Source organism: Brachybacterium atlanticum (assembly GCF_025669985.1).
Taxonomy (GTDB): Bacteria; Actinomycetota; Actinomycetes; order Actinomycetales; family Dermabacteraceae; genus Brachybacterium; species Brachybacterium conglomeratum.
Map to the genome: position 1 here is coordinate 1 of NZ_JAKJJW010000011.1, position 17,334 is coordinate 17,334.

At 74.3% G+C, this 17,334-nt stretch carries 20 protein-coding genes; 11 read left to right on the top strand and 9 right to left on the bottom strand.

Going from position 1 to position 17,334, the window contains the following annotated elements:
• Nucleotides 1-159: 159 nt before the first annotated feature.
• Nucleotides 160-1,410, bottom strand: coding sequence for an MFS transporter (locus L3K22_RS07200; protein WP_263310771.1), 1,251 nt, complete (start codon nucleotides 1,408-1,410; stop codon nucleotides 160-162).
• 142 nt (nucleotides 1,411-1,552) lie between these two features.
• On the opposite strand from L3K22_RS07200, the gene L3K22_RS07205 reads away from it, so the two are divergent.
• From L3K22_RS07205 to L3K22_RS07220, 4 genes are all read left to right on the top strand, one after another.
• Nucleotides 1,553-2,443, top strand: coding sequence for a TolB family protein (locus L3K22_RS07205; RefSeq protein WP_263310772.1), 891 nt, complete (start codon nucleotides 1,553-1,555; stop codon nucleotides 2,441-2,443).
• A 120-nt stretch (nucleotides 2,444-2,563) separates the two neighbouring features.
• Complete coding sequence (locus L3K22_RS07210) at nucleotides 2,564-2,887, top strand: hypothetical protein (protein WP_010552175.1); 324 nt, start codon at nucleotides 2,564-2,566, stop codon at nucleotides 2,885-2,887.
• An 80-nt stretch (nucleotides 2,888-2,967) separates the two neighbouring features.
• Entirely contained in the window at nucleotides 2,968-4,050 is a 1,083-nt protein-coding gene (locus tag L3K22_RS07215) for a YeeE/YedE family protein (protein WP_259815512.1), read from the top strand.
• Between the two features lie 61 nt (nucleotides 4,051-4,111).
• The gene (locus tag L3K22_RS07220) at nucleotides 4,112-4,342 is read left to right on the top strand and encodes a sulfurtransferase TusA family protein (protein ID WP_263310773.1); all 231 of its coding nucleotides are present in this window, start codon (nucleotides 4,112-4,114) and stop codon (nucleotides 4,340-4,342) included.
• A 96-nt stretch (nucleotides 4,343-4,438) separates the two neighbouring features.
• Here L3K22_RS07220 and L3K22_RS07225 read toward each other — a convergent pair whose 3' ends face one another.
• The 5 genes from L3K22_RS07225 to L3K22_RS07245 all read right to left on the bottom strand — a co-directional run bounded on the left by L3K22_RS07225 (nucleotide 4,439) and on the right by L3K22_RS07245 (nucleotide 8,590).
• The gene (locus tag L3K22_RS07225) at nucleotides 4,439-5,014 is read right to left on the bottom strand and encodes an OmpA family protein (RefSeq protein ID WP_263310774.1); all 576 of its coding nucleotides are present in this window, start codon (nucleotides 5,012-5,014) and stop codon (nucleotides 4,439-4,441) included.
• 2 nt (nucleotides 5,015-5,016) lie between these two features.
• Nucleotides 5,017-5,703, bottom strand: coding sequence for a hypothetical protein (locus L3K22_RS07230; protein WP_263310775.1), 687 nt, complete (start codon nucleotides 5,701-5,703; stop codon nucleotides 5,017-5,019).
• Nucleotides 5,704-5,817: 114 nt separating this feature from the next.
• Nucleotides 5,818-7,155: a serine/threonine-protein kinase gene (locus L3K22_RS07235; RefSeq protein ID WP_263310776.1), complete on the bottom strand. Its 1,338-nt coding sequence runs from the start codon at nucleotides 7,153-7,155 to the stop codon at nucleotides 5,818-5,820.
• Nucleotides 7,152-7,823, bottom strand: coding sequence for an RNA polymerase sigma factor (locus L3K22_RS07240; RefSeq protein WP_263310777.1), 672 nt, complete (start codon nucleotides 7,821-7,823; stop codon nucleotides 7,152-7,154). Before L3K22_RS07240 ends, L3K22_RS07235 begins: the two co-directional genes overlap by 4 nt.
• A gap of 80 nt (nucleotides 7,824-7,903) precedes the next feature.
• A complete protein-coding gene (locus L3K22_RS07245; protein ID WP_263310778.1) occupies nucleotides 7,904-8,590 on the bottom strand; it encodes a DUF4282 domain-containing protein in 687 nt (228 codons plus the stop codon).
• Between the two features lie 227 nt (nucleotides 8,591-8,817).
• Between L3K22_RS07245 and L3K22_RS07250 the strand changes: the two genes are divergently transcribed.
• Nucleotides 8,818-8,943: a hypothetical protein gene (locus tag L3K22_RS07250; RefSeq protein WP_255351683.1), complete on the top strand. Its 126-nt coding sequence runs from the start codon at nucleotides 8,818-8,820 to the stop codon at nucleotides 8,941-8,943.
• On the opposite strand, the gene L3K22_RS07255 is transcribed toward L3K22_RS07250, so the two are convergent.
• Nucleotides 8,915-9,604: a FadR/GntR family transcriptional regulator gene (locus L3K22_RS07255; protein ID WP_263310779.1), complete on the bottom strand. Its 690-nt coding sequence runs from the start codon at nucleotides 9,602-9,604 to the stop codon at nucleotides 8,915-8,917. The two genes, L3K22_RS07250 and L3K22_RS07255, sit on opposite strands and share 29 nt — an antisense overlap.
• Nucleotides 9,601-10,389: an SDR family oxidoreductase gene (locus L3K22_RS07260; protein WP_263310780.1), complete on the bottom strand. Its 789-nt coding sequence runs from the start codon at nucleotides 10,387-10,389 to the stop codon at nucleotides 9,601-9,603. The genes L3K22_RS07255 and L3K22_RS07260 overlap by 4 nt, the downstream gene beginning before the upstream one ends.
• Before the next feature lie 150 nt (nucleotides 10,390-10,539).
• Here L3K22_RS07260 and L3K22_RS07265 point away from each other — a divergent pair, with 150 nt between their 5' ends.
• The 3 genes from L3K22_RS07265 (at nucleotide 10,540) to L3K22_RS07275 (ending at nucleotide 13,135) form a co-directional block, all read left to right on the top strand.
• On the top strand, nucleotides 10,540-11,304 hold the full coding sequence (locus tag L3K22_RS07265) for an SDR family NAD(P)-dependent oxidoreductase (protein WP_259880420.1): 765 nt from the start codon (nucleotides 10,540-10,542) through the stop codon (nucleotides 11,302-11,304).
• A gap of 455 nt (nucleotides 11,305-11,759) precedes the next feature.
• Nucleotides 11,760-12,449 (top strand): winged helix-turn-helix domain-containing protein, encoded by a 690-nt coding sequence (locus tag L3K22_RS07270; RefSeq protein WP_373318009.1) that lies wholly within the window; start codon nucleotides 11,760-11,762, stop codon nucleotides 12,447-12,449.
• 11 nt (nucleotides 12,450-12,460) lie between these two features.
• The gene (locus tag L3K22_RS07275) at nucleotides 12,461-13,135 is read left to right on the top strand and encodes a nucleotidyltransferase family protein (RefSeq protein ID WP_263310781.1); all 675 of its coding nucleotides are present in this window, start codon (nucleotides 12,461-12,463) and stop codon (nucleotides 13,133-13,135) included.
• A 35-nt stretch (nucleotides 13,136-13,170) separates the two neighbouring features.
• Here the strand turns inward: L3K22_RS07275 and L3K22_RS07280 are convergent, their stop codons facing one another.
• A complete protein-coding gene (locus L3K22_RS07280; RefSeq protein WP_263310782.1) occupies nucleotides 13,171-13,908 on the bottom strand; it encodes a DUF1275 family protein in 738 nt (245 codons plus the stop codon).
• 99 nt (nucleotides 13,909-14,007) lie between these two features.
• On the opposite strand from L3K22_RS07280, the gene L3K22_RS07285 reads away from it, so the two are divergent.
• From L3K22_RS07285 to L3K22_RS07295, 3 genes are read left to right on the top strand one after another with little or no spacing between them, the layout of a single operon-like run.
• Nucleotides 14,008-15,099, top strand: coding sequence for an acetamidase/formamidase family protein (locus L3K22_RS07285; protein WP_263310783.1), 1,092 nt, complete (start codon nucleotides 14,008-14,010; stop codon nucleotides 15,097-15,099).
• Nucleotides 15,096-16,814 carry an AtzH-like domain-containing protein gene (locus L3K22_RS07290; protein ID WP_263310784.1) on the top strand — a complete coding sequence of 573 codons (1,719 nt, stop codon included), beginning with the start codon at nucleotides 15,096-15,098 and terminating at the stop codon, nucleotides 16,812-16,814. The genes L3K22_RS07285 and L3K22_RS07290 overlap by 4 nt, the downstream gene beginning before the upstream one ends.
• Entirely contained in the window at nucleotides 16,811-17,308 is a 498-nt protein-coding gene (locus L3K22_RS07295; protein WP_263310785.1) for a 2-oxo-4-hydroxy-4-carboxy-5-ureidoimidazoline decarboxylase, read from the top strand. Before L3K22_RS07290 ends, L3K22_RS07295 begins: the two co-directional genes overlap by 4 nt.
• Nucleotides 17,309-17,334: the final 26 nt, after the last annotated feature.

The window sequence follows — 17,334 nt, forward strand, 5'->3', positions numbered from 1 at the left end:
ATGACCTCCGCTCGAAACGACGCAGACAACATCGGCAACTCCCTCCTCGGGAGTCGCACTCACCCATTGAAGCGGCCTATCCGATGCCGGTCGAGATCTGCCACTCGATGCGCACGGATGGCCAACGACAGGAGCCCTGTCTCCCCGGCCCGTGCCGAGTCAGCAGACCGCGGGGACCCCGTCGGTCGTCGTGGGCGCCTCGACGGCGGCGCGCGCCTGCTGACGACGGTGCACGGCGAAGGACCAGCCGGCGATGCCGAGACCGGCGATCGCGAGCGCCACGCCGGTCCAGGCCGGGGCGAGCAGGCCCCAGCCGGCCGCGAGCACGGCCGCGCCGAGCGCCGCGCCGAGGGAGTTGCCGATGTTCAGCGCCGAGTGGTGCAGCGCGGCGGCGAGCGACGGCGCGTCGGGGGAGGCGTCCAGCAGGAACAGCTGCAGCGAGGGGCCCATGAGCTGCGAGGTGATCGCGATCGCGAACAGCAGCACCATCCCCGCGATCGCGTGCGGCGCCACCAGCGCGAACACGGCGAGCGAGGCCGCCATGCCGAGCAGACCCGCGAAGATCGTGCCGTAGATCGAGCGGTCGGCGAGGCGGCCGGCGAGGATGTTCCCGGCCGTCATGCCCACGCCGAACACGAACAGCGCCATCGGCACGGCCCGCTCGCCGAGGCCCATCACCCCGGGCACGATCTCGCCGATGTAGCTGTACACCGCGAACATGCCGCCGAAGCCGATCGAGCCGATGCCGAGCGCGAACCACACCTGCGCCCGGCGCAGCGCCCGCAGCTCGCCGCGGATCGAGCCGGTGACTCCGGCGCCCTCGGGCTCGGGCACCAGTCGCCAGATCGCGATCGTGCTGAGAGCGGCGACGACCACCACGATCACGTAGGCGGAGCGCCAGCCGACGACCTGCCCGAAGGCGGTGGAGGCGGGCACGCCCAGCATCGTCGCGATCGTCAGGCCCAGCATCACCAGCGAGACGGAGCGGGCACGGCGTCCGGGCGGGGACAGGCGCGCCGCGACCAGCGAGGCGACGCCGAAGAACGCGCCGTGGGGGAGGCCGGCGACGAAGCGTGCGGAGGCCAGCACCGAGAACGTCGGCGCCATGGCGGAGAGCAGGTTGCCCAGCCCGATCAGCGCGATGAGCAGCACCAGCAGCTTCGCGCGCGGCATCCTCACCGCCGCGATCGTCACCAGCGGTGCGCCGATCACGACGCCCAGCGCGTACAGGGTGATGAGCATCCCGGCCTGCGGGGTGGAGACCTCGAGGTCCCGCGCGATCTGCGGCAGGAGCCCCATCGAGGCGAACTCGGTGGTGCCGATCGCGAAGGCGCCGAGCGCCATCGCGAGGATCACCAGGCGCAGACGTCCGGGGGAGAGCGGCGCCTGGGGAGCGTGCGGCTGCGTCATCGTGGGACCTCCAGCGGCGGGACGGGGTGGGGACTCGCTGCCGACGCTGGAAGCGGAGGGGGACCCATCGATCCTAAGGGCGGGGGAGGGGCCGGGGCCAGGGCGGGGTGAGGGATGGAACGGGGTCGGGCAGAATCCCTCCATGGCACGCACTCTCGCCCCCGGCCAGCGCTCCCGCATCTGGACCCTCGACGTCGACAACGGCGAGCGGACGCTGGTCCACGAGTCCGCCGAGACGCTCTATGAGGCCCCGAACTGGTCCCTGGACGGCTCCTCGCTGTACGTCAACGGCGACGGCCACCTGTTCCGCCTCCCCGTCGGCCCGGGCTTTGCGCCGGAGCGGATCGCCCTCGGCGACCTTCCCGAGCTCAACAACGACCACGTCCTGGATCCCGACGGTGAGCACGTCTTCGTCTCCTGCATGGACTGGCACATCTACCGCGCCCCGCTCGCGGGCGGCACCGCCCGACGGATCACGAACGACGACGGCCGGCTCCATTTCCTCCACGGCGTCAGTCCCGACGGCACGACCCTCGCCTACATCGGGCTGACCGCCGATGCGGAGGGGAACTGGGCCCCGCCGAACGTCTTCACGATTCCCGCCGCGGGCGGCGGGGACGTGCAGCTCACCGACGACGAGTTCTCCGACGACGGCTCCGAGTTCTCGCCCGACGGGCGGTGGATCTATTTCAACTCCGAGCGGGCGCGGACCGTCCCCGGCCACGCGCAGCTGTTCCGCATGTGCCCCGACGGCACCGGCATCGAGCAGCTCACCTCCGACGAGCGCGTGAACTGGTTCCCGCACGTCTCGCCCGACTCCAGCCGCCTCGCCTACGTCAGCTTCCCGCCCGGCACCGAGGGGCATCCCGCGGACAAGGACGTGATCGTGCGGCTGTGCGCCGCCGATGGGAGCGGGATCCGCGACCTCGCCCAGGTGTTCGGCGGGCAGGGCACGATGAACGTGCACAGCTGGTCCCCGGACGGGAGGTCCATCGCGTTCGTGGACTACCCCGTGGACGGGCCGCGTGGCTGAGAGGGCGCGGCCTGCTGCGGCCGCTGCTCTGCAGACTCCCCGGAGCGCTCCCCGCGCCGCCCGGTACCCTGCTCGGAGCCGGTCGCAGCCGCCCGGCCTCTCGATCCGATGCGGAGCGCCATGGAACAGATCACCGTCGCCGGACACCCCGAGCCGATCCCTGCCTCGCCCGTCGCCGCGCGCATGCTGCGCGAGCGCCTGGAGGAGACCCGCGAGAAGCGCGGCGCCGACGCGGCCGACACACTCGAGAACCTGGTCGGCGAGCGGATCGGCACTCTGCTCGCCGGCGGGATGCCCAGCATCGACGTGGCGACGATGCGCTCGATCGTGGAGTACATCGAGCTGCCCTCGGAGGACGAGCCCGAGCCCACCGGACTCGGCAAGGTCTTCGCCGATCTGAAGGACAGGGCCGCCCAGCGCGGCTACGGCGGCCGCATCGGCTGACGCTCGGTGGCCGGCAGGGCCCGCGCCTCACCCCCACCCCGCGGTTTCGCTTATGGCGCCCATTAGCTAGCCTGGCCCGCATGATCCTCACCGGCCTCCTCCTCGGCGCCGTGCTCGGCTATGTCCTGCAGCGCTCCCGGTTCTGCGTGACCGGCGCGTTCCGCGACCTCTACCTCACCCGCTCCACCCGCTACTTCACCCCCTTCCTGCTCGCCATCGCGATACAGGCCGTCGGCGTCGCCGCGCTGACCGGCATGGGCATGCTCGCCCCCGAGCCCGCCTCCTTCGCCCCGCTCGCCGTGATCGGCGGGGGACTGATCTTCGGCGTCGGCATCATCATGGCCGGCGGCTGCGCGACCGGCACCTACTACCGCGCGGGCGAGGGCCTCATCGGCTCCTGGGTCGCGCTGATCTTCTACGCCCTGTTCGCGGCCGTGATGAAGTACGGCCCGCTCGGCGGCTTCACCGAGGCCGCCCGCGCCCGCACCGTCGCCGACGCCACGATCCACGAGACCCTCGGCGTGAGCGTCTGGGTCCCCACCCTCGTCTTCAGCGCGATCGTCGCCGTGCTCGTCGTGCGCCGGTATCGCGCCGCCAAGGCGCGTGCCGCCTCCGGCCGTCCCTCCGTGACGCTGCCGGCGCGTCGCACCGGCCTCGGCCACTACCTCGCCGACATCCCCTGGAGCCCCTGGGTGGGCGGCGTGCTGCTGGGCCTGATCGCGATCGCCGCGTGGCTGCTGTCCACCGCCGCGGGCCGCAACGGCGGGCTCGGCATCACCACCCCGTCGGCCAAGATCGTCACCTTCCTGACCACGGGCGACGTGACCCTCGTGGACTGGTCGGTGATGCTCGTGCTCGGGATCCTCGTCGGCTCCTTCCTCGCCGCGAAGCTCTCCGGCGAGTTCCGCTGGCGCGTCCCGGACGCCCAGACCATGCTGCGCAGCGCCGGCGGCGGCGTCGCGATGGGCGTCGGCGCCGCGCTCGCCGGCGGCTGCACCATCGGCAACTCCCTGGTGGAGACCAGCCTGTTCAGCTACCAGGGCTGGGTCTCGCTGGTCGCGATCATGCTCGGCACCTGGGGTGCGGCCTGGTTCTTCCTGCAGCGCCCCCAGCGCGCCGCCGAGGCCAACCGCCCCGCGCCGGTGCTCACCCCCGCCTCCTGATCGTCCCGCTCACCGCACAGCCCCAGAACTGCCCCGACCCTCCCACGGAAGGACCCCTCCCATGGCCGCCTACACCCTCCAGACCAACGGCTCCGTCTGCCCGTTCCCGCTGATCGACGCGAAGAACGCGATGCAGCAGCTGAGCACGGGCGATGACCTGATCATCGACTTCGACTGCACCCAGGCCACCGACTCCCTGCCCCAGTGGGCGGCGAAGGACGGCCACGAGGTCGTCGCCTTCGACCGCACCGGCGAGGCCGGCTGGACGATCACGGTCCGCAAGGGCGCCTGAGAGCCCGGCCGACGCCTCCGACGGGCCCTGCTGCGAGAGTTCTCGCGGCGGGGCCCGTCGGGCGTTCGGATCCTGTCGTCCCCTCAGCCGATCCGCTCAGTCCCCGTAGCGCAGCTCGACGCGGCGGTCCGCCGCATTGCCCGCGTCGTCGCCTCCGCCTCCGGCGGCGGCGGGCTTCGCATCGCCGTGCCCGGTGACCTCGAGGGTGAGATCGGGGCGCTCCGCGGTGAGCGCGTCGGCGACCGCCTGGGCGCGGTTCTCCGAGAGCTGCTGGTTGTCGAAGTCGTACTTCGAGCGGTCCACGGGCAGGGAGTCGGTGTGTCCGCCCACCTGCACGGTCGCACCTTCGGGGATCTCCGCGGCGAGCTCGACGATGCGGGCGGCGGCCCCGTCGGAGAGGTCCCAGGCGTTGGAGGGGAAGAGGATGTCGGCCTCGAGCACGATCACCTCGTCCTCGGCGGGCTCGCTGCCGCCGAGCTCGGTGATCGAGCGTGCCGGGTCGTAGACCGTGATCGAGCGCTGAAGGATCTCGTCGGTGATCTCGAAGGGCTGCTCGGGCGGGCCCTCCGTCTCGCCCTCGGCCAGCGCCGCGGGCGCTCCGAGGGCCAGCAGCAGGGCGGACGCCGCGAGCGAGGCGGCGGCGGTGGAGCGGCGCAGTGCGGTGCGGTGCATCCTCATCCCTCCTCGGCCTCGATCTGCACGTCCTCGAAGGAGGGGCCCGCGCCCATCACGACGTCGATCGCAGAGATGTCGTCGATCGGGGCGGCGAAGTTCGCCCAGTACGCCTGCGTGTCGCCGGAGGCGAGCTCGACCGCGGCCTGCTTGCTGTTCCACATCGTCGGACCGTCATAGGACCCGTTGGTGGTCAGGATGTCGTAGCGGGTGAGGTTCGCACGATCCACGAGGGCCGGCGCCACCACGGAGTGGTCGTCGCCGTGCAGGTCCCAGAGCGTGAAGGCGCCGGGCTCGGTGAACTCGGGGGTGTACGTGAGCAGAAGCTCGAGGGTCTCGCCGCGTCGGCGCAGGTGGTGCAGACCCACGGTCATCGTCCCCTCCGCCTCGTCGGACGCGATGGGGTACTCGAGCTCGTCGATCGCGTCGGCCGGGTCGACCGAGGAGGCCGCCTGCGCATCGTCCGCACCGCCCGCGGAGCCCTCCTCCCCGCCGCCGTCGGACGCGGCCGGCTGCTCCTTGCCGTCCGAGCCGCTGTCGGAGCCGCCGTCGCCGGCACCGTTCCCGCCGGACTCCTCGAACTCGGCGTCGCCGCCGGTGGAGCAGGCCGCGAGCGAGAACGTGCCGAGCGAGGCGAGGGCCAGGAGGGCCCCGCGCCGGGTGGTGGGACGGAGGCGGTGAGCGGTCATGGTCGGACTCCTTCTCTCGGGCGGCTGCGCGGCCGCCGGGGATGTTCTCTCACGATGTATGTCGTCGGCCGGAACGGATCGGTTGCATCGGATCTCGACGATTTCTTCGAGCGGTCATGCGAGGACCCTCACCACGCGCCGTGCCTCCAGCTCCTGGCCCTCCGCGGTGCGGGCGCGCAGCACCAGTTCGGCGCGTCCCGGTCCCGAGGCGGTCAGCGTCGCCTGCTCGGCATCGACGAGATGCTCGCCGGTGGGCAGCGTCCACACCCACGAGTCCACGCCCGCCACGTCGGCGGTGAACACCGCCTGCTCGCCCACGCGGATCTCCTCGGGCCCGGAGATCGCGAGGGAGGAGCCGCCGCCGGCCGACGGGACGGCGGCATCCAGCCCCAGCAGCGCACCGGCCCCGAGGCCGACGCCGAGCGCGAGAGCCGGCAGCGCGACGAGGAGAGCGCGGCGGCGCGGGCTGCGGGTGGGAGTGTTCGCGCCGGAGCCGTCGGGGTCGTGCGCGGTGGTCCCGTCGGCCGCGCTGGAGCAAGCGCCCGCATCACCGTCGGCACCCGGCGAGCCGTCGACAGCTCCGGCCGTGCCGTTCGCGGCCGAGGTGCCGACCGTCTCGGGGCCGGCGCCGCCCGCCGGACGAGCAGGCGGCGGAGGAGCGAGCGCCTCCTCGACCTCGGCGAGCCACTCCGTCGCCTCGGCCTGGCGCGCGGCGGGATCCTCGGAGAGGCCCCGGGCGAGGACGTCCTGGAGCGCCTGCGGCATCTCGGCGTCGTCGATCAGCCAGCGCAGCAGTGCGGACATCGCCCAGATGTCGGCGCGGATGTCGACGGTGCCGGGCCTCGACTGCTCCGGCGGGCGGAACCCGTCGGTGCCGGCCGCGACGGTCAGGCCCGAGCTGCGGGCGAGGTCCTTGCACATCCCGAGGTCGGCGACGAGGAGCCGCTCATCGGCGCGCACCACGGCCGACGGTGAGGACTCGATGCCGGCGGCGCGCGCCGCCTCGCCGCTGGTACTGGTCAGCAGCAGGTTCCCGGGGCTGAGGTCGCGGTGGACGAGCTGGGCGCGGTGCACGGCGGCGACCGCGGCGGCGAGGGGCCTCGCCACGGCGAGCACGTCGGCGTCGGTGGCGCGCCAGCCGCCTGCACGCAGCTCCTCGACGCGGCGGCGCAGGGAGCCGCGGTCGGCGAGCTCGAGCACCAGATAGGGCTGCTGGCGCTCGTTCTGGTCGATGTCGTGGACGGAGACGAGGTGGCGCCCGCCGACGCGGCGCAGGCTGCGGCCCTCGGCGATGAACCGCTCGCGGATCTCCGGGTTCAGGCTGTGGTTCTCCGCGAGCACCTTCACCGCGACGTCCGCGTCCAGCCGCTCGTCCCGTGCCCGATGCACGGTCGCGAAGGAGCCCGCGCCGATCACCCCGCCCAGGCGGTAGCGCGCGCCGAGCGCCGTCACGCGGGAGCCCCGGGCACGGGATCGCCCGCGCCCAGTCGCCCGGCGAGCATCGCCCGGCCGCGGCTGACCTGCGACTTCACGGTGCCCTCGGCGCGGTCCAGCTGCGCGGCGATCTGCGCGTAGGGCAGCTGCTCGAGGTCCCGCAGCTCGAGGGGGACGCGGTAGAGGTCGGGGAGATCCGCGAGCACCTGCCGCACGCTGACGCGCTCGGCTATCAGCGAGCTCATCCGCTCGGCGGGGCGGTGCTGTTCCTCGAGCTCGACCGTGGCCCGCTGGCGGCGCAGATGGTCCGCGACCCGGCGCCGGACGATGGAGTGCACCCAGGTGGTGACCTTGGAGCGGCCGTCGAAGCGGTGGATCGACTCCGCGATCGAGATGAGGGAGTCCTGGGCGACGTCCTCGACCGCTCCGGGATCCAGCAGCGCGGCCCCGGCGAAGCGGCGCACCACGCCGGTGCCGTCGAGCACCTCGACGAAGAGCTCGAGCGCGGCGGGGCTCGATCCGGCGTGCTCGGCGAGGAGAGCGAGCGCTTCGTCCTGGCCGTCGGCTGCGAGGAGCTCGTCGGCCGTGCGGCGAGCGGCGTCGAGGCGCCCTGCCTGCAGATGTCGTGCCAGCTCATCGCCGTGCTGCGCCGTCGACCCCGGCGGCGGTCCCCACTCCGTCCCCATGGTCGCGAGCCTATCGCGAACGGGGCGCCCGCCAAGCGGCGGACGCCCCGTTCAGGACGACGTGCGGGCCCGGAGAAGGCTCAGCGCTGCGAGGACTCCGCGATGCGGCCGGTGTTCTGGGCCGTGCGCACGGTCGCGACCGCGAACTCGAGGCCGAGGCGCATCGCGATCAGCGCGATCACCGAGGGGATCCAGCCGAACAGGATCGAGAGGATCAGCGGGACCGGGCTGAAGCTCGGCTCGCCGAAGTAGCTGTTCATGCTTCCCCAGGCGAATCCGAACATGATCCCGCTGACGATGTTGCTCAGCCACATCAGCGCCGCGATGACGAACGCGATGACGTAGAGGAACGACGAGAACTTCACGGTGATGAAGTGCTCGAACTTGAAGTCGAACAGCGCCTTGAAGAAGCCCGCCTCGCCGAAGCGGCCGTCCCCGGAGGCGTCCCCGCCGGAGGGGCCGGCGCCGACGGGGTGCGGCGCCGCCGCGGGGCTCTGCGCGGAGCCCCAGGCCTGCTGCTGGGCGCCCGGCTGCGGGGCCGACGGCGCGCTCTGCGCACCCCAGGCGTCCTGCTGACCGGGCGCCGCGGCGGGCTGCTGGCCGTAGGGGTCCGACGACGGGGCGGCGTAGGGGTCGGCCCCCTGCCCGGCCCCGCCCGCGGAGGGGGCCTGGTCCTGGGCGCCGAATCCGCTGCTCGACGGCTCGGGCGCGGAGCCCTGTCCGTGCTGCGGATCCAGCGGGTTGCTGCCCTCGGGCGGCTGCGACATGGTGCGACTCCTTCTGCGAGATCTGATGGACGAGGAGGAGGCCGTCGGCGCCCCCGCGCCGCCGTTCCCACCCCGACGCTCACCGTAGCCCGCGGGCGACGGCGATGGGGAGGTGTCTGCGGAGCGGAGTCGGCCCTGGCACTCCGACCGGAGGGCGCCCGCGGCCCCCGCCCAATGGCATCGCGAGCGGATGCGAAGCTCGGCGGGCCGACCGCACCATGGAGATCATGATCGACGGCGTCCCTCCGCTCAGCCGCGCCCTGCAGCAGCTGCTCAGCTCCGAGACCGCAGGCTCCGCCGCGGTCAGCTTCGTCGCCGGACTGCTCAGCGTGCCGCCGTCGCCCGCTCGATGATCTCCCGCATCCTCGCCGCGGCCCGCGCCTCGTCGCCGGCGCCGATCGCGGCCGCGACCTCCTGATGCAGTCCGAGGTCGTGCCGGTCGGGGGCCTGCTCGCCCCGCTCCACAGTTGCCCGGTGGCGCAGGCCCTCCTCGATCACGGCCCGCAGCCGGCCGAGCATCGCGTTGCCGGAGAGGGCGAGGACCTCGGCGTGGAAGGCCCGGTCCGCGGCGAGGAAGGCGCCGGATTCGGGCCCGTCGGCCGCCTCGACCATCGAGTTCGCGGCGGCGTCGAGTGCGCGGGTGCTCCCGCGCCCGTCGCGGATCTCCCGGGCCGCGGCCGCTGCTGCCGCGGGCTCGACCGCATGGCGCAGGGAGCGCAGCTCCGCGAGCTGCCGCGCGTGATCCGGGCCCTCGAGGCGCCAGCGGATCACCCGCGGGTCCAGCAGGTCCCACTCGCTGATCGGGAGGATGCGCAGGCCGACCCGTCGGCCGGCGCTCAGCATCCCGAGTCCGCCCAGCACCCGCGTGACCTCGCGGACCACGCTGCGGGAGGCGCCGGTGCGGGCGATGAACCCCTCGATCGTGTCCGCGGCGCCGACCTCCAGCTCGCCGCCGACGATCGCGGCGCCGAGCTGGTCCAGCGCCCGCTCGAAGGCGCTCGCCCCCGCGGTCATGCCTGCGAGACGGGGGAGACGACCAGCTCGTCGATGCGCACGTGCGCGGGGGAGTCGAGCACGAAGCAGGCGGTGCGGGCGATGTCCTCCGCGGTGAGCATCCGGGCGCGGGCGTCGGCATCCGGCACGGAGGGGCGCTGGTCGAGGAAGTCGGTCGCGACATCGCCCGGGCACAGATGACACGCCCGCACCCCGTGCGCGGCCTCCTGCTGGTTCAGCGTGCGCACCAGGGAGCCGAGCGCCGTCTTGCTCGCCGAGTAGGCGACCCCGGCGCCGGGCTGGAAGGACCAGCCCGCGTAGGAGGAGATCACCACGACCTGCCCGCCGCGCTCGCGCAGGCGGGGGAGGACGGCGTCGACGGTGCTCGCCACCGCGGTGAGGTTCGTGGCGACGATCGCGTCGAACTCGGCGAGGTCCTGATCGTCCCAGCGCCGTTTCGGCGCGTTCAGGCCGGCCGCGAGCACCAGCGCGTCGATCCCGCCGAGCTGCTCGGCGATCCGCTCGGCGGTGCCTCGTACGGCCTCGCGGTCCTGGACGTCCAGCGGCGCGACCAGCACGCTGCCGCCCTCCTCGCGGATCTCGGCCGCGAGCTCCTCGAGCACCTCGCGGCGACGGCCGCTGAGCGCGACCGTCCAGCCCGTGCGCGCCGCCCGCAGCGCCGTCGCGCGCCCCATGCCGCTGCCCGCGCCGGTGATCCACACCGCGCGAGGGCCGGTCGCGCTCGCGCCGTGCGTCGGCTCGTCCTGCGCGCCTCGTCCGCTCGCCGTCGTCGCGTCCGTCGTCATCTCGCTCCTCCTCGGGCGTCCTCGCCATCAGCTCCTCTGCGGCGAGCTCGCGGGCTCACGGGCCGCCGTCACCCAATAGTATGACTATTGAGCGCGGCCGTTGGGCCGCACACCGAGCGCGGCACGGACGCCGCTGGAGAGGACAGGGCGATGGAGCTGGATCTGCGGGACAGGGTGGTCGTCGTGACCGGGGCGGCGCGCGGCATCGGCGCGGCCATCGCCGCACGCTTCGCCGAGGAGGGCTCGCGCGTGGTCGCGCTCGACCTCGCCTTCCCGGACGAGTCGGCGGAGGGTGCGCCGACCGTGGACCAGGTGGTCTGCGACGTCGCCGACCCTGACTCCGTGCACCGCGCGGTCGAGGCCGTCGTGGAGCGCCACGGCACGATCGACGTGCTCGTGAACAACGCCGGGATCGTCGCGGACTCGACCGTGGTCGAGACCGACTGGGCGACCTGGCAGAAGTGCTTCGACGTGAACACCGGCGGCACCTTCCTCATGTGCCGGGAAGTGGCCCCGCACATGCAGAGGGCCGGGCGCGGGCGGATCCTCAACGCCGCGTCGTTCGCCGCGATCGTGCCGAGCGTGGGCAGCGCCGCCTACGCCGCCTCGAAGGCCGCCGTGGTGCAGCTGACCCGCGTGCTCGCCTCCGAGCTCGGCCCGCACGACATCACCGTCAACGCCTACGCCCCCGGCATGGTCCCCACCTCCATGAACGGCTTCGCCGGCCTGCCCGCCGAGCGGCAGGACCGACTGCTGGACACCCTCTCGCTGCGCCGTTGGGAGAGCCCCGACGACGTCGCCGACCTGCTGATCTTCCTCGCCAGCGACCAGGCCTCATACATCACGGGCACGCTCGTGGACGTCTCCGGCGGGAAGCTCGCCACGCAGATCCCGGCGGTGGCGCACGGGCGGTGAGGGGCGCGGCGCGTCACCTGAGGGGGATGTGCCTGCGGAGCTCATCGGCGACGTAGGGGATTCCAGAGCGGGCCGGCGCGCCGAGAACGGGATCGGCTGTGCGCGGTGGCCGTCTGGTCGCCGCGACCGCGCCTCGGCGCCGATGGCGGAGTCCTTCAACGCGACCCCCGTGTCCACGAACCGGGGGTAGGGCCCGGATGATCGAGGAGGCGGACCCGGCGGAGCGCTTGAGGGGTCCTCGCATCTGTCCCGCGCCGTCGGGCCGCCCGCCCCAGCCCCAGTCCCGTGCCCTGGACGCAATGGTCTCGTTTCGATCACGACGCCTCTCTGGCACAGGCGTGAAACAAGTGTTGCGGTGAGGTGGGGGGACCACGAGATGCGTTCCGCCCCGCATCCCGGCCCGATCAAGAAGGTGGTCCCCGGTGAGCCGAACCCTGCACTCCACGCTCCGCGTCCTGCACATCTCCCCGGCACCCCTCGCCCTGCGCCGCCCCGCCCTGGGGGCGCTGGCGATCCTCCCGCACACCGTGCACTACAGCGGCGCGGATCTCGCCGAGCTGCGCCGCGCCCCCGAGTGCGACGTCGCGGTGTTCGATGCGACCTCGGACCTCACCTGGGCCCCACACATGGCCGCCCGCCTCGAGGTGGCGCGCCTGCACCTGCCGCTGGTGCTGATCATGGCCGAGAGCGGACTGGCCGCCGCGAACCAGGACTGGGGCGCCGCGGACTACCTCCTGCCCACCTCCGGCCCCGCGGAGGTCGACGCCCGCCTCCGTCTCGCGCTGCGCTTCGCCCCCGCACCGGACCTCGGCCCGGAGCTGATCACCGCGGGCGGTCTCGTGATCGACGAGTCCAGCTACACCGCGACCCTGCACGGGCAGGCGCTGGAGCTGACCTTCAAGGAGTTCGAGCTGCTGAAGTACCTCGCCCAGCACCCGGGCCGCGTGTTCACCCGCGCCCAGCTGCTGCAGGAGGTGTGGGGCTACGACTACTTCGGCGGCACCCGCACCGTGGACGTGCACGTGCGGCGCCTGCGCGCCAAGCTCGGCGCCGGCATCGAGTCCGCGATCCACACGGTCCGCAACGTCGGCTACCGCTTCGACCTCGTCGTCTCCGAGGCCGTCCCGGAGCTGCAGAGCGCCTGAGGAACCCCGTCATGACCCAGCCCGATCCGTCACCGTCGCCGGAGCACCTCACCCTGCCCGAGACCTCGGTTCTGCCAGAGACCGCAGTCCTGCCCGACACGACAGCGGTCCTCCTCGCCGCGGGGGAGGGGCGGCGCCTGGGCCGCGGCCCGAAGGCGCTGCTGCCGCTCGGCGGGGAGCCCCTGGTCGCGGTGCTGACCCGGCGCCTGCTCGAGGGCGGCTGCCGCGACGTCCTGGTCGTCACCGGCGCCTACGCCGACGAGGTCGGCGCGGTCGCGCGCGAGGCCGGGGCACGGGTCGCCGAGAGCCCTCTGTGGCGCACCGGCATGGCCGTCTCCCTGCGGGTCGGGGTCGCGGCGGCCGACGCCCCGCACCTCATGCTCGCCCTGGTCGACCACGTGGGGCTGAGCCCCGCGCTGGTGCGCCGGGTGCTCGGCGCGCACCGGCCCGGCCGCGCGACCGCCGCCTCCTACCCGGGGCCCGACGGTCGGCTCCTGCGCCGCCACCCCGTGCTGCTCGAGGCGGCCGACGCTCGCGCCGCCGCCGCGGAGGCCCATGGCGATCGCGGCGCCCGCGACTGGCTGCACCGCAATCTGGAGCGTGTGGACCTGGTGGACTGCGGGGCCCTCGACGACGGCGGCGACCTCGACACCGTCGCCGACCTCTCCCGCCTCGCCCGCCGCTGACCCTCGAGCGCAGGCCGGCCCCGTCGGCCGCGCCCTCACCCCCGGGCGCGCGCGTGCCCGACCAGCGCGACCGCCGCGCAGAGCGCCCCGGCGAGCAGCAGCCCCGCCCCCGCGTGCACCTGCAGCAGCAGCGCGCCGACGGCGGCGCCGGTGAGCATGAGCAGCACCGCGAGCAGTCGGCGCGGCCACAGCGCCCCGGTCCCGCCGGCCAGTCGCGAGTCCATCGCCAGGCCCGTGATGGTGGAGGTGATGACCACGGTCGTCACGTCCTTCACGGCGAGGGCGCGGGCGCTCGCGGCCTGCGCCCCCATCGCCAGGCCCAGCGCTCCGGTCACGCCGAGCAGCGCCGTGTGCGGGGCGTCCTCCCACACCAGCAGCATCGCGCCGGCGGCGATCACCACGGCCGCGACCGCACAGAGCAGGGCGGTGGTCGCGCCGGTCCAGGCCCCGGTGCGCCCGCCGAGGGCGCGGCCGGCGAGGATCGCACCGAGCACGAAGCCTGCCAGCGCCAGCACCGGGCCGACCACGGGCAGGTCGTCCGCGCCGGTCAGTGCCATGCCGAGGATGACGACGTTGCCGGTCATGTTCGCGGTGAACACCCGGTCCAGTCCCAGGTAGCCGACCGCGTCGACGATGCCGGTGGCGAAGGTGAGGGCGAGCATGAGGCGCAGGTGCCGCGGGCGCAGGTCGGCCGCGGGCGCGGCGCTCGTCTCCGGGGCGGCAGGGTCGCTCGCGGTGGCGGAGGCGGTGTCGGCGGCAGGGGTTCCGGTCATGGCCGGGAGGCTACGGACCTCCTGAAACCCGGGCGGCACAGCCGTGTAACAAGGGCGTAAAACCCCGCCCCTAGCGTGGAGCGTGAGCTGAGGAGGACCATGCTGACGGACATCCTGCGAGCGGGCGAGAAGGTGCCGGCCGGAGTCGCCCACCTCCCCGTGGAGGAGGGGACGAGCCTGTGGGGCCGACTGCCCTGCGCGGCCGACGCCCCTGTGCTGCGCCTCGAGCCCGGCGACGAGGCGGTCATCGACACCCTCAGCCACGAGGGGATCCTCGAGGACCAGGGCCGGGACCCGCGCGCCTTCTTCGGCGCCCACGGCGTCGATCCTGAGCAGGTGCTGCCCGACGCGATCGCGCTCGCCGCGGGCCATCCCGGTCGCGACCGGGCGACCGACGGTCCCCATGTGGTCACCGGCCCGATCCACGTCGCCGGTGCCCGCCCCGGCGACCTGCTGAAGGTGACGATCCTCGAGCACGAGATGCGTGTGCCCTACGGCGTGGTCTCCAACCGCCACGGCCGCGGCGCCCTGCCCGGTGAGTACCCGGCCGGTCCCGGCACCGTAAGCGTCTTCGCCGGGGTCGAGCACACTCCGAACGGGCCCGTCGGCACCATGGCCCCGCGCGCCGGCGCCGAGCGGACGCTCCGCTTCCCGCTGCGCCCGTTCCTCGGGATCATGGGTGTGGCCGTGCCCGGCGCGGAGCGCCCCCACTCGGTGCCGCCCGGCCGACACGGCGGCAACATCGACATCAACCTCCTCACCGCCGGGACCTCCCTCTACCTGCCCGTCCAGGTCGAGGGCGCCCTCGCCTACGTCGGTGACCCGCACTTCGCCCAGGGCGACGGGGAGGTGGCGCTGACCGCGATGGAGGCGAGCCTGCGCAGCCGGCTCCGGTTCGACGTGATCGCCCGCGAGGACGCGATCGCGCAGTTCGGCGAGGTGGCCGGTCCCCTCGCCGAGACCACCGAGTACCTCATCCCCACCGGAATGGACGAGGACCTCGACCTCGCGGTGAAGGACTGCGTGCGTCACGCGATCGCGCTGCTCCAGGCCCGCTGGGGCCTGGATCCCGAGCATGCGCTCGCCTACCTCAGCGCCGCCACCGACTTCGACATCTCCCAGGTCGTCGACGTCGTCAAGGGCGTCCACGCCCGCATCCGCACGGCCGACTTCGCGGAGGTCCGCCCATGAGCACCACGTCTTCCTCGGTGTCGCCGGCCGACGTCCTCGCGGACCGCGCCCGTCCCGTCGCGAACGGCCCCGAGATCCCCGGGCTGCTCGAGGCGTTCTGGGAGTACGAGCGTGCGCTCATGGCCGACGACCTCCCGGCGCTCGACGCCCTGTTCGCCCCCGGCCCGGACACCCTGCGCGGCGACGCGGCGGGGCTGCTGCGCGGACACGACGCGATCAGCACCTTCCGCGGCGGGCGCGGCGGCGCCCCGAAGCGCCGCATCGTCGAGGTCGAGGTGCGGGCGCTCGGCGAGGACCACGCTGCGGTCGTCGCGATCACCGAGCTGCTGCGCGGCGGCCGCGGCCAGCAGACCCAGGTGTGGCGGCGCGGCGAGGACGGCTGGAAGGTCGCCGTCGCCCACGTCGCCGTGGCCCCGCCCGCGATGGACCGCCGGATCTGGCGGGTCCTCGGCGCACCGCTCGTCCCGGCCTCTGTCCCCGCCGGCGGGGGATCGGCCGACGAGGCACCGGGCCCCCTCGCCGGGGAGAGGATCGCGGTCAAGGACGTGATCGCGGTGGCCGGGCAGAGGATCGGCGGCGGCAGCCCCGCCCTGCTCGCGGGCGCCCGCCCCGAGCCCCGTCACGCCGACGCGCTTGAGCTGCTGCTGGACGCGGGCGCCGAGATCACCGGCATCGCCGCGACCGACGAGCTCGCCTACAGCCTCGCCGGCACCAACACCCACTACGGCACCCCACCGAACCCCCGCGCCCCGCACCGGATCAGCGGCGGCTCCACCTCCGGCCCCGCGTCGGCCGTGTCGCTGGGGCACGCGAGCATCGGGCTCGGCACCGACACCGGCGGCTCCCTCCGGGTCCCCGCCGCCTACCAGGGACTGTGGGCGCTGCGCCCCACCCACGACGCCGTGCCGTGCGTCGGGGTGCTGCCCCTCGCGCCGAGCTTCGACACGGTCGGCCTGCTCACCCGCACGCCGGACCTCCTCGCCCGCGCCGCCGCCGTGCTCCTGCCCGAGGAGCAGGAAGGGCTCGAGGACCCCGCGCTGCACACCGTCCCCGGGCTCGAGACGCTGCTGGACCCCGAGGTCGCAGACGCCCTCGGCACCGCCCTCGCGCGCTGGCGCACCGCGATCGAGATCGAGGAGGCGGACCCGCTGGACGCCGACGAGCTCACCGGCTTCGCCGAGACCTTCCGCCTCCTCCAGGCCCGCGAGGCCTGGGCCGCCCACGGCGAGTGGGTGAGCGCGCACCGCAGCGAGCTCGCGCCCGACGTCGGTGCCCGCTTCGACGCGGCTGCCCAGGTCACGGCCGACGAGGCCGCCGACGCGCAGCAGGCCCGCACCCGCGCCGTCGGCCGGATCCGACGCCGCCTCGGCGAGGGGGTGCTCGTGGTCCCCGCAGCCTCGTCCATCGCGCCGCTCGTGCGGGACGCGGCCGCAGGCGGCCCCGCGATCGAGGCCCAGCGCGCACGGACCATGCGGCTGACGTGCCTGGCGGGCCTGGCCGGGCTGCCGGCGGTGGCGGTGCCGCTCGTGACCGCGAGCGGTCTGCCGACGGCCGTGACCCTCGTGGGCCCGCCCGGCAGCGACCTCGCCCTCATCGACCTCGCCACCCGGCTCGAGGAGGCCACCGCCCCTCCCGTCGGCCCCGCGCCGGGCACGGCTGCCACCACGGACGCCGCGCCCACCATCGGCGCTGCGCCGGGGAGGATCCCCGCATGAGCACCCCGCCCGCCCTCCAGCGCCTGAACACCGCACCGCCCGCCGCGCTCGCCGAGCAGCTGCGCGCCTGCGCCCCGATCGAGTCCTGGGTGCGCCACCTCATCACCGCCCGCCCCTACCCCTGCGCCGAGTCGTTGCTCGCCGAGGCCTCGGACCGCGCCCGACGCTGGACCCCCGATGAGGTCCACGGGGCGCTCGCCCACCATCCCCGCATCGGGGAGAAGGCGAAGGGCCTGGGGGCTGCGGAGACCGCGCACTCCGCCGCCGAGCAGGCGGGGGTGGAGGACCCGGGGGAGTGGGTGCGCGCGAACGCCCGCTACGAGGAGCGGTTCGGGACCGTGTTCCTCATCCGCGCCGCCGGCCGCACCCAGCCCGAGATGCTCGCCGAGCTGGAGCGGCGCCTGCTCCTCAGCGACGAGGACGAGCAGAAGGAGCGCGCCGAGCAGCTGCGCCAGATCGCCCTGCGCCGCCTCGAGGCCCTGCTCGCGGACTGACCCGCCACCTCGCAGGCTTCCCGCCC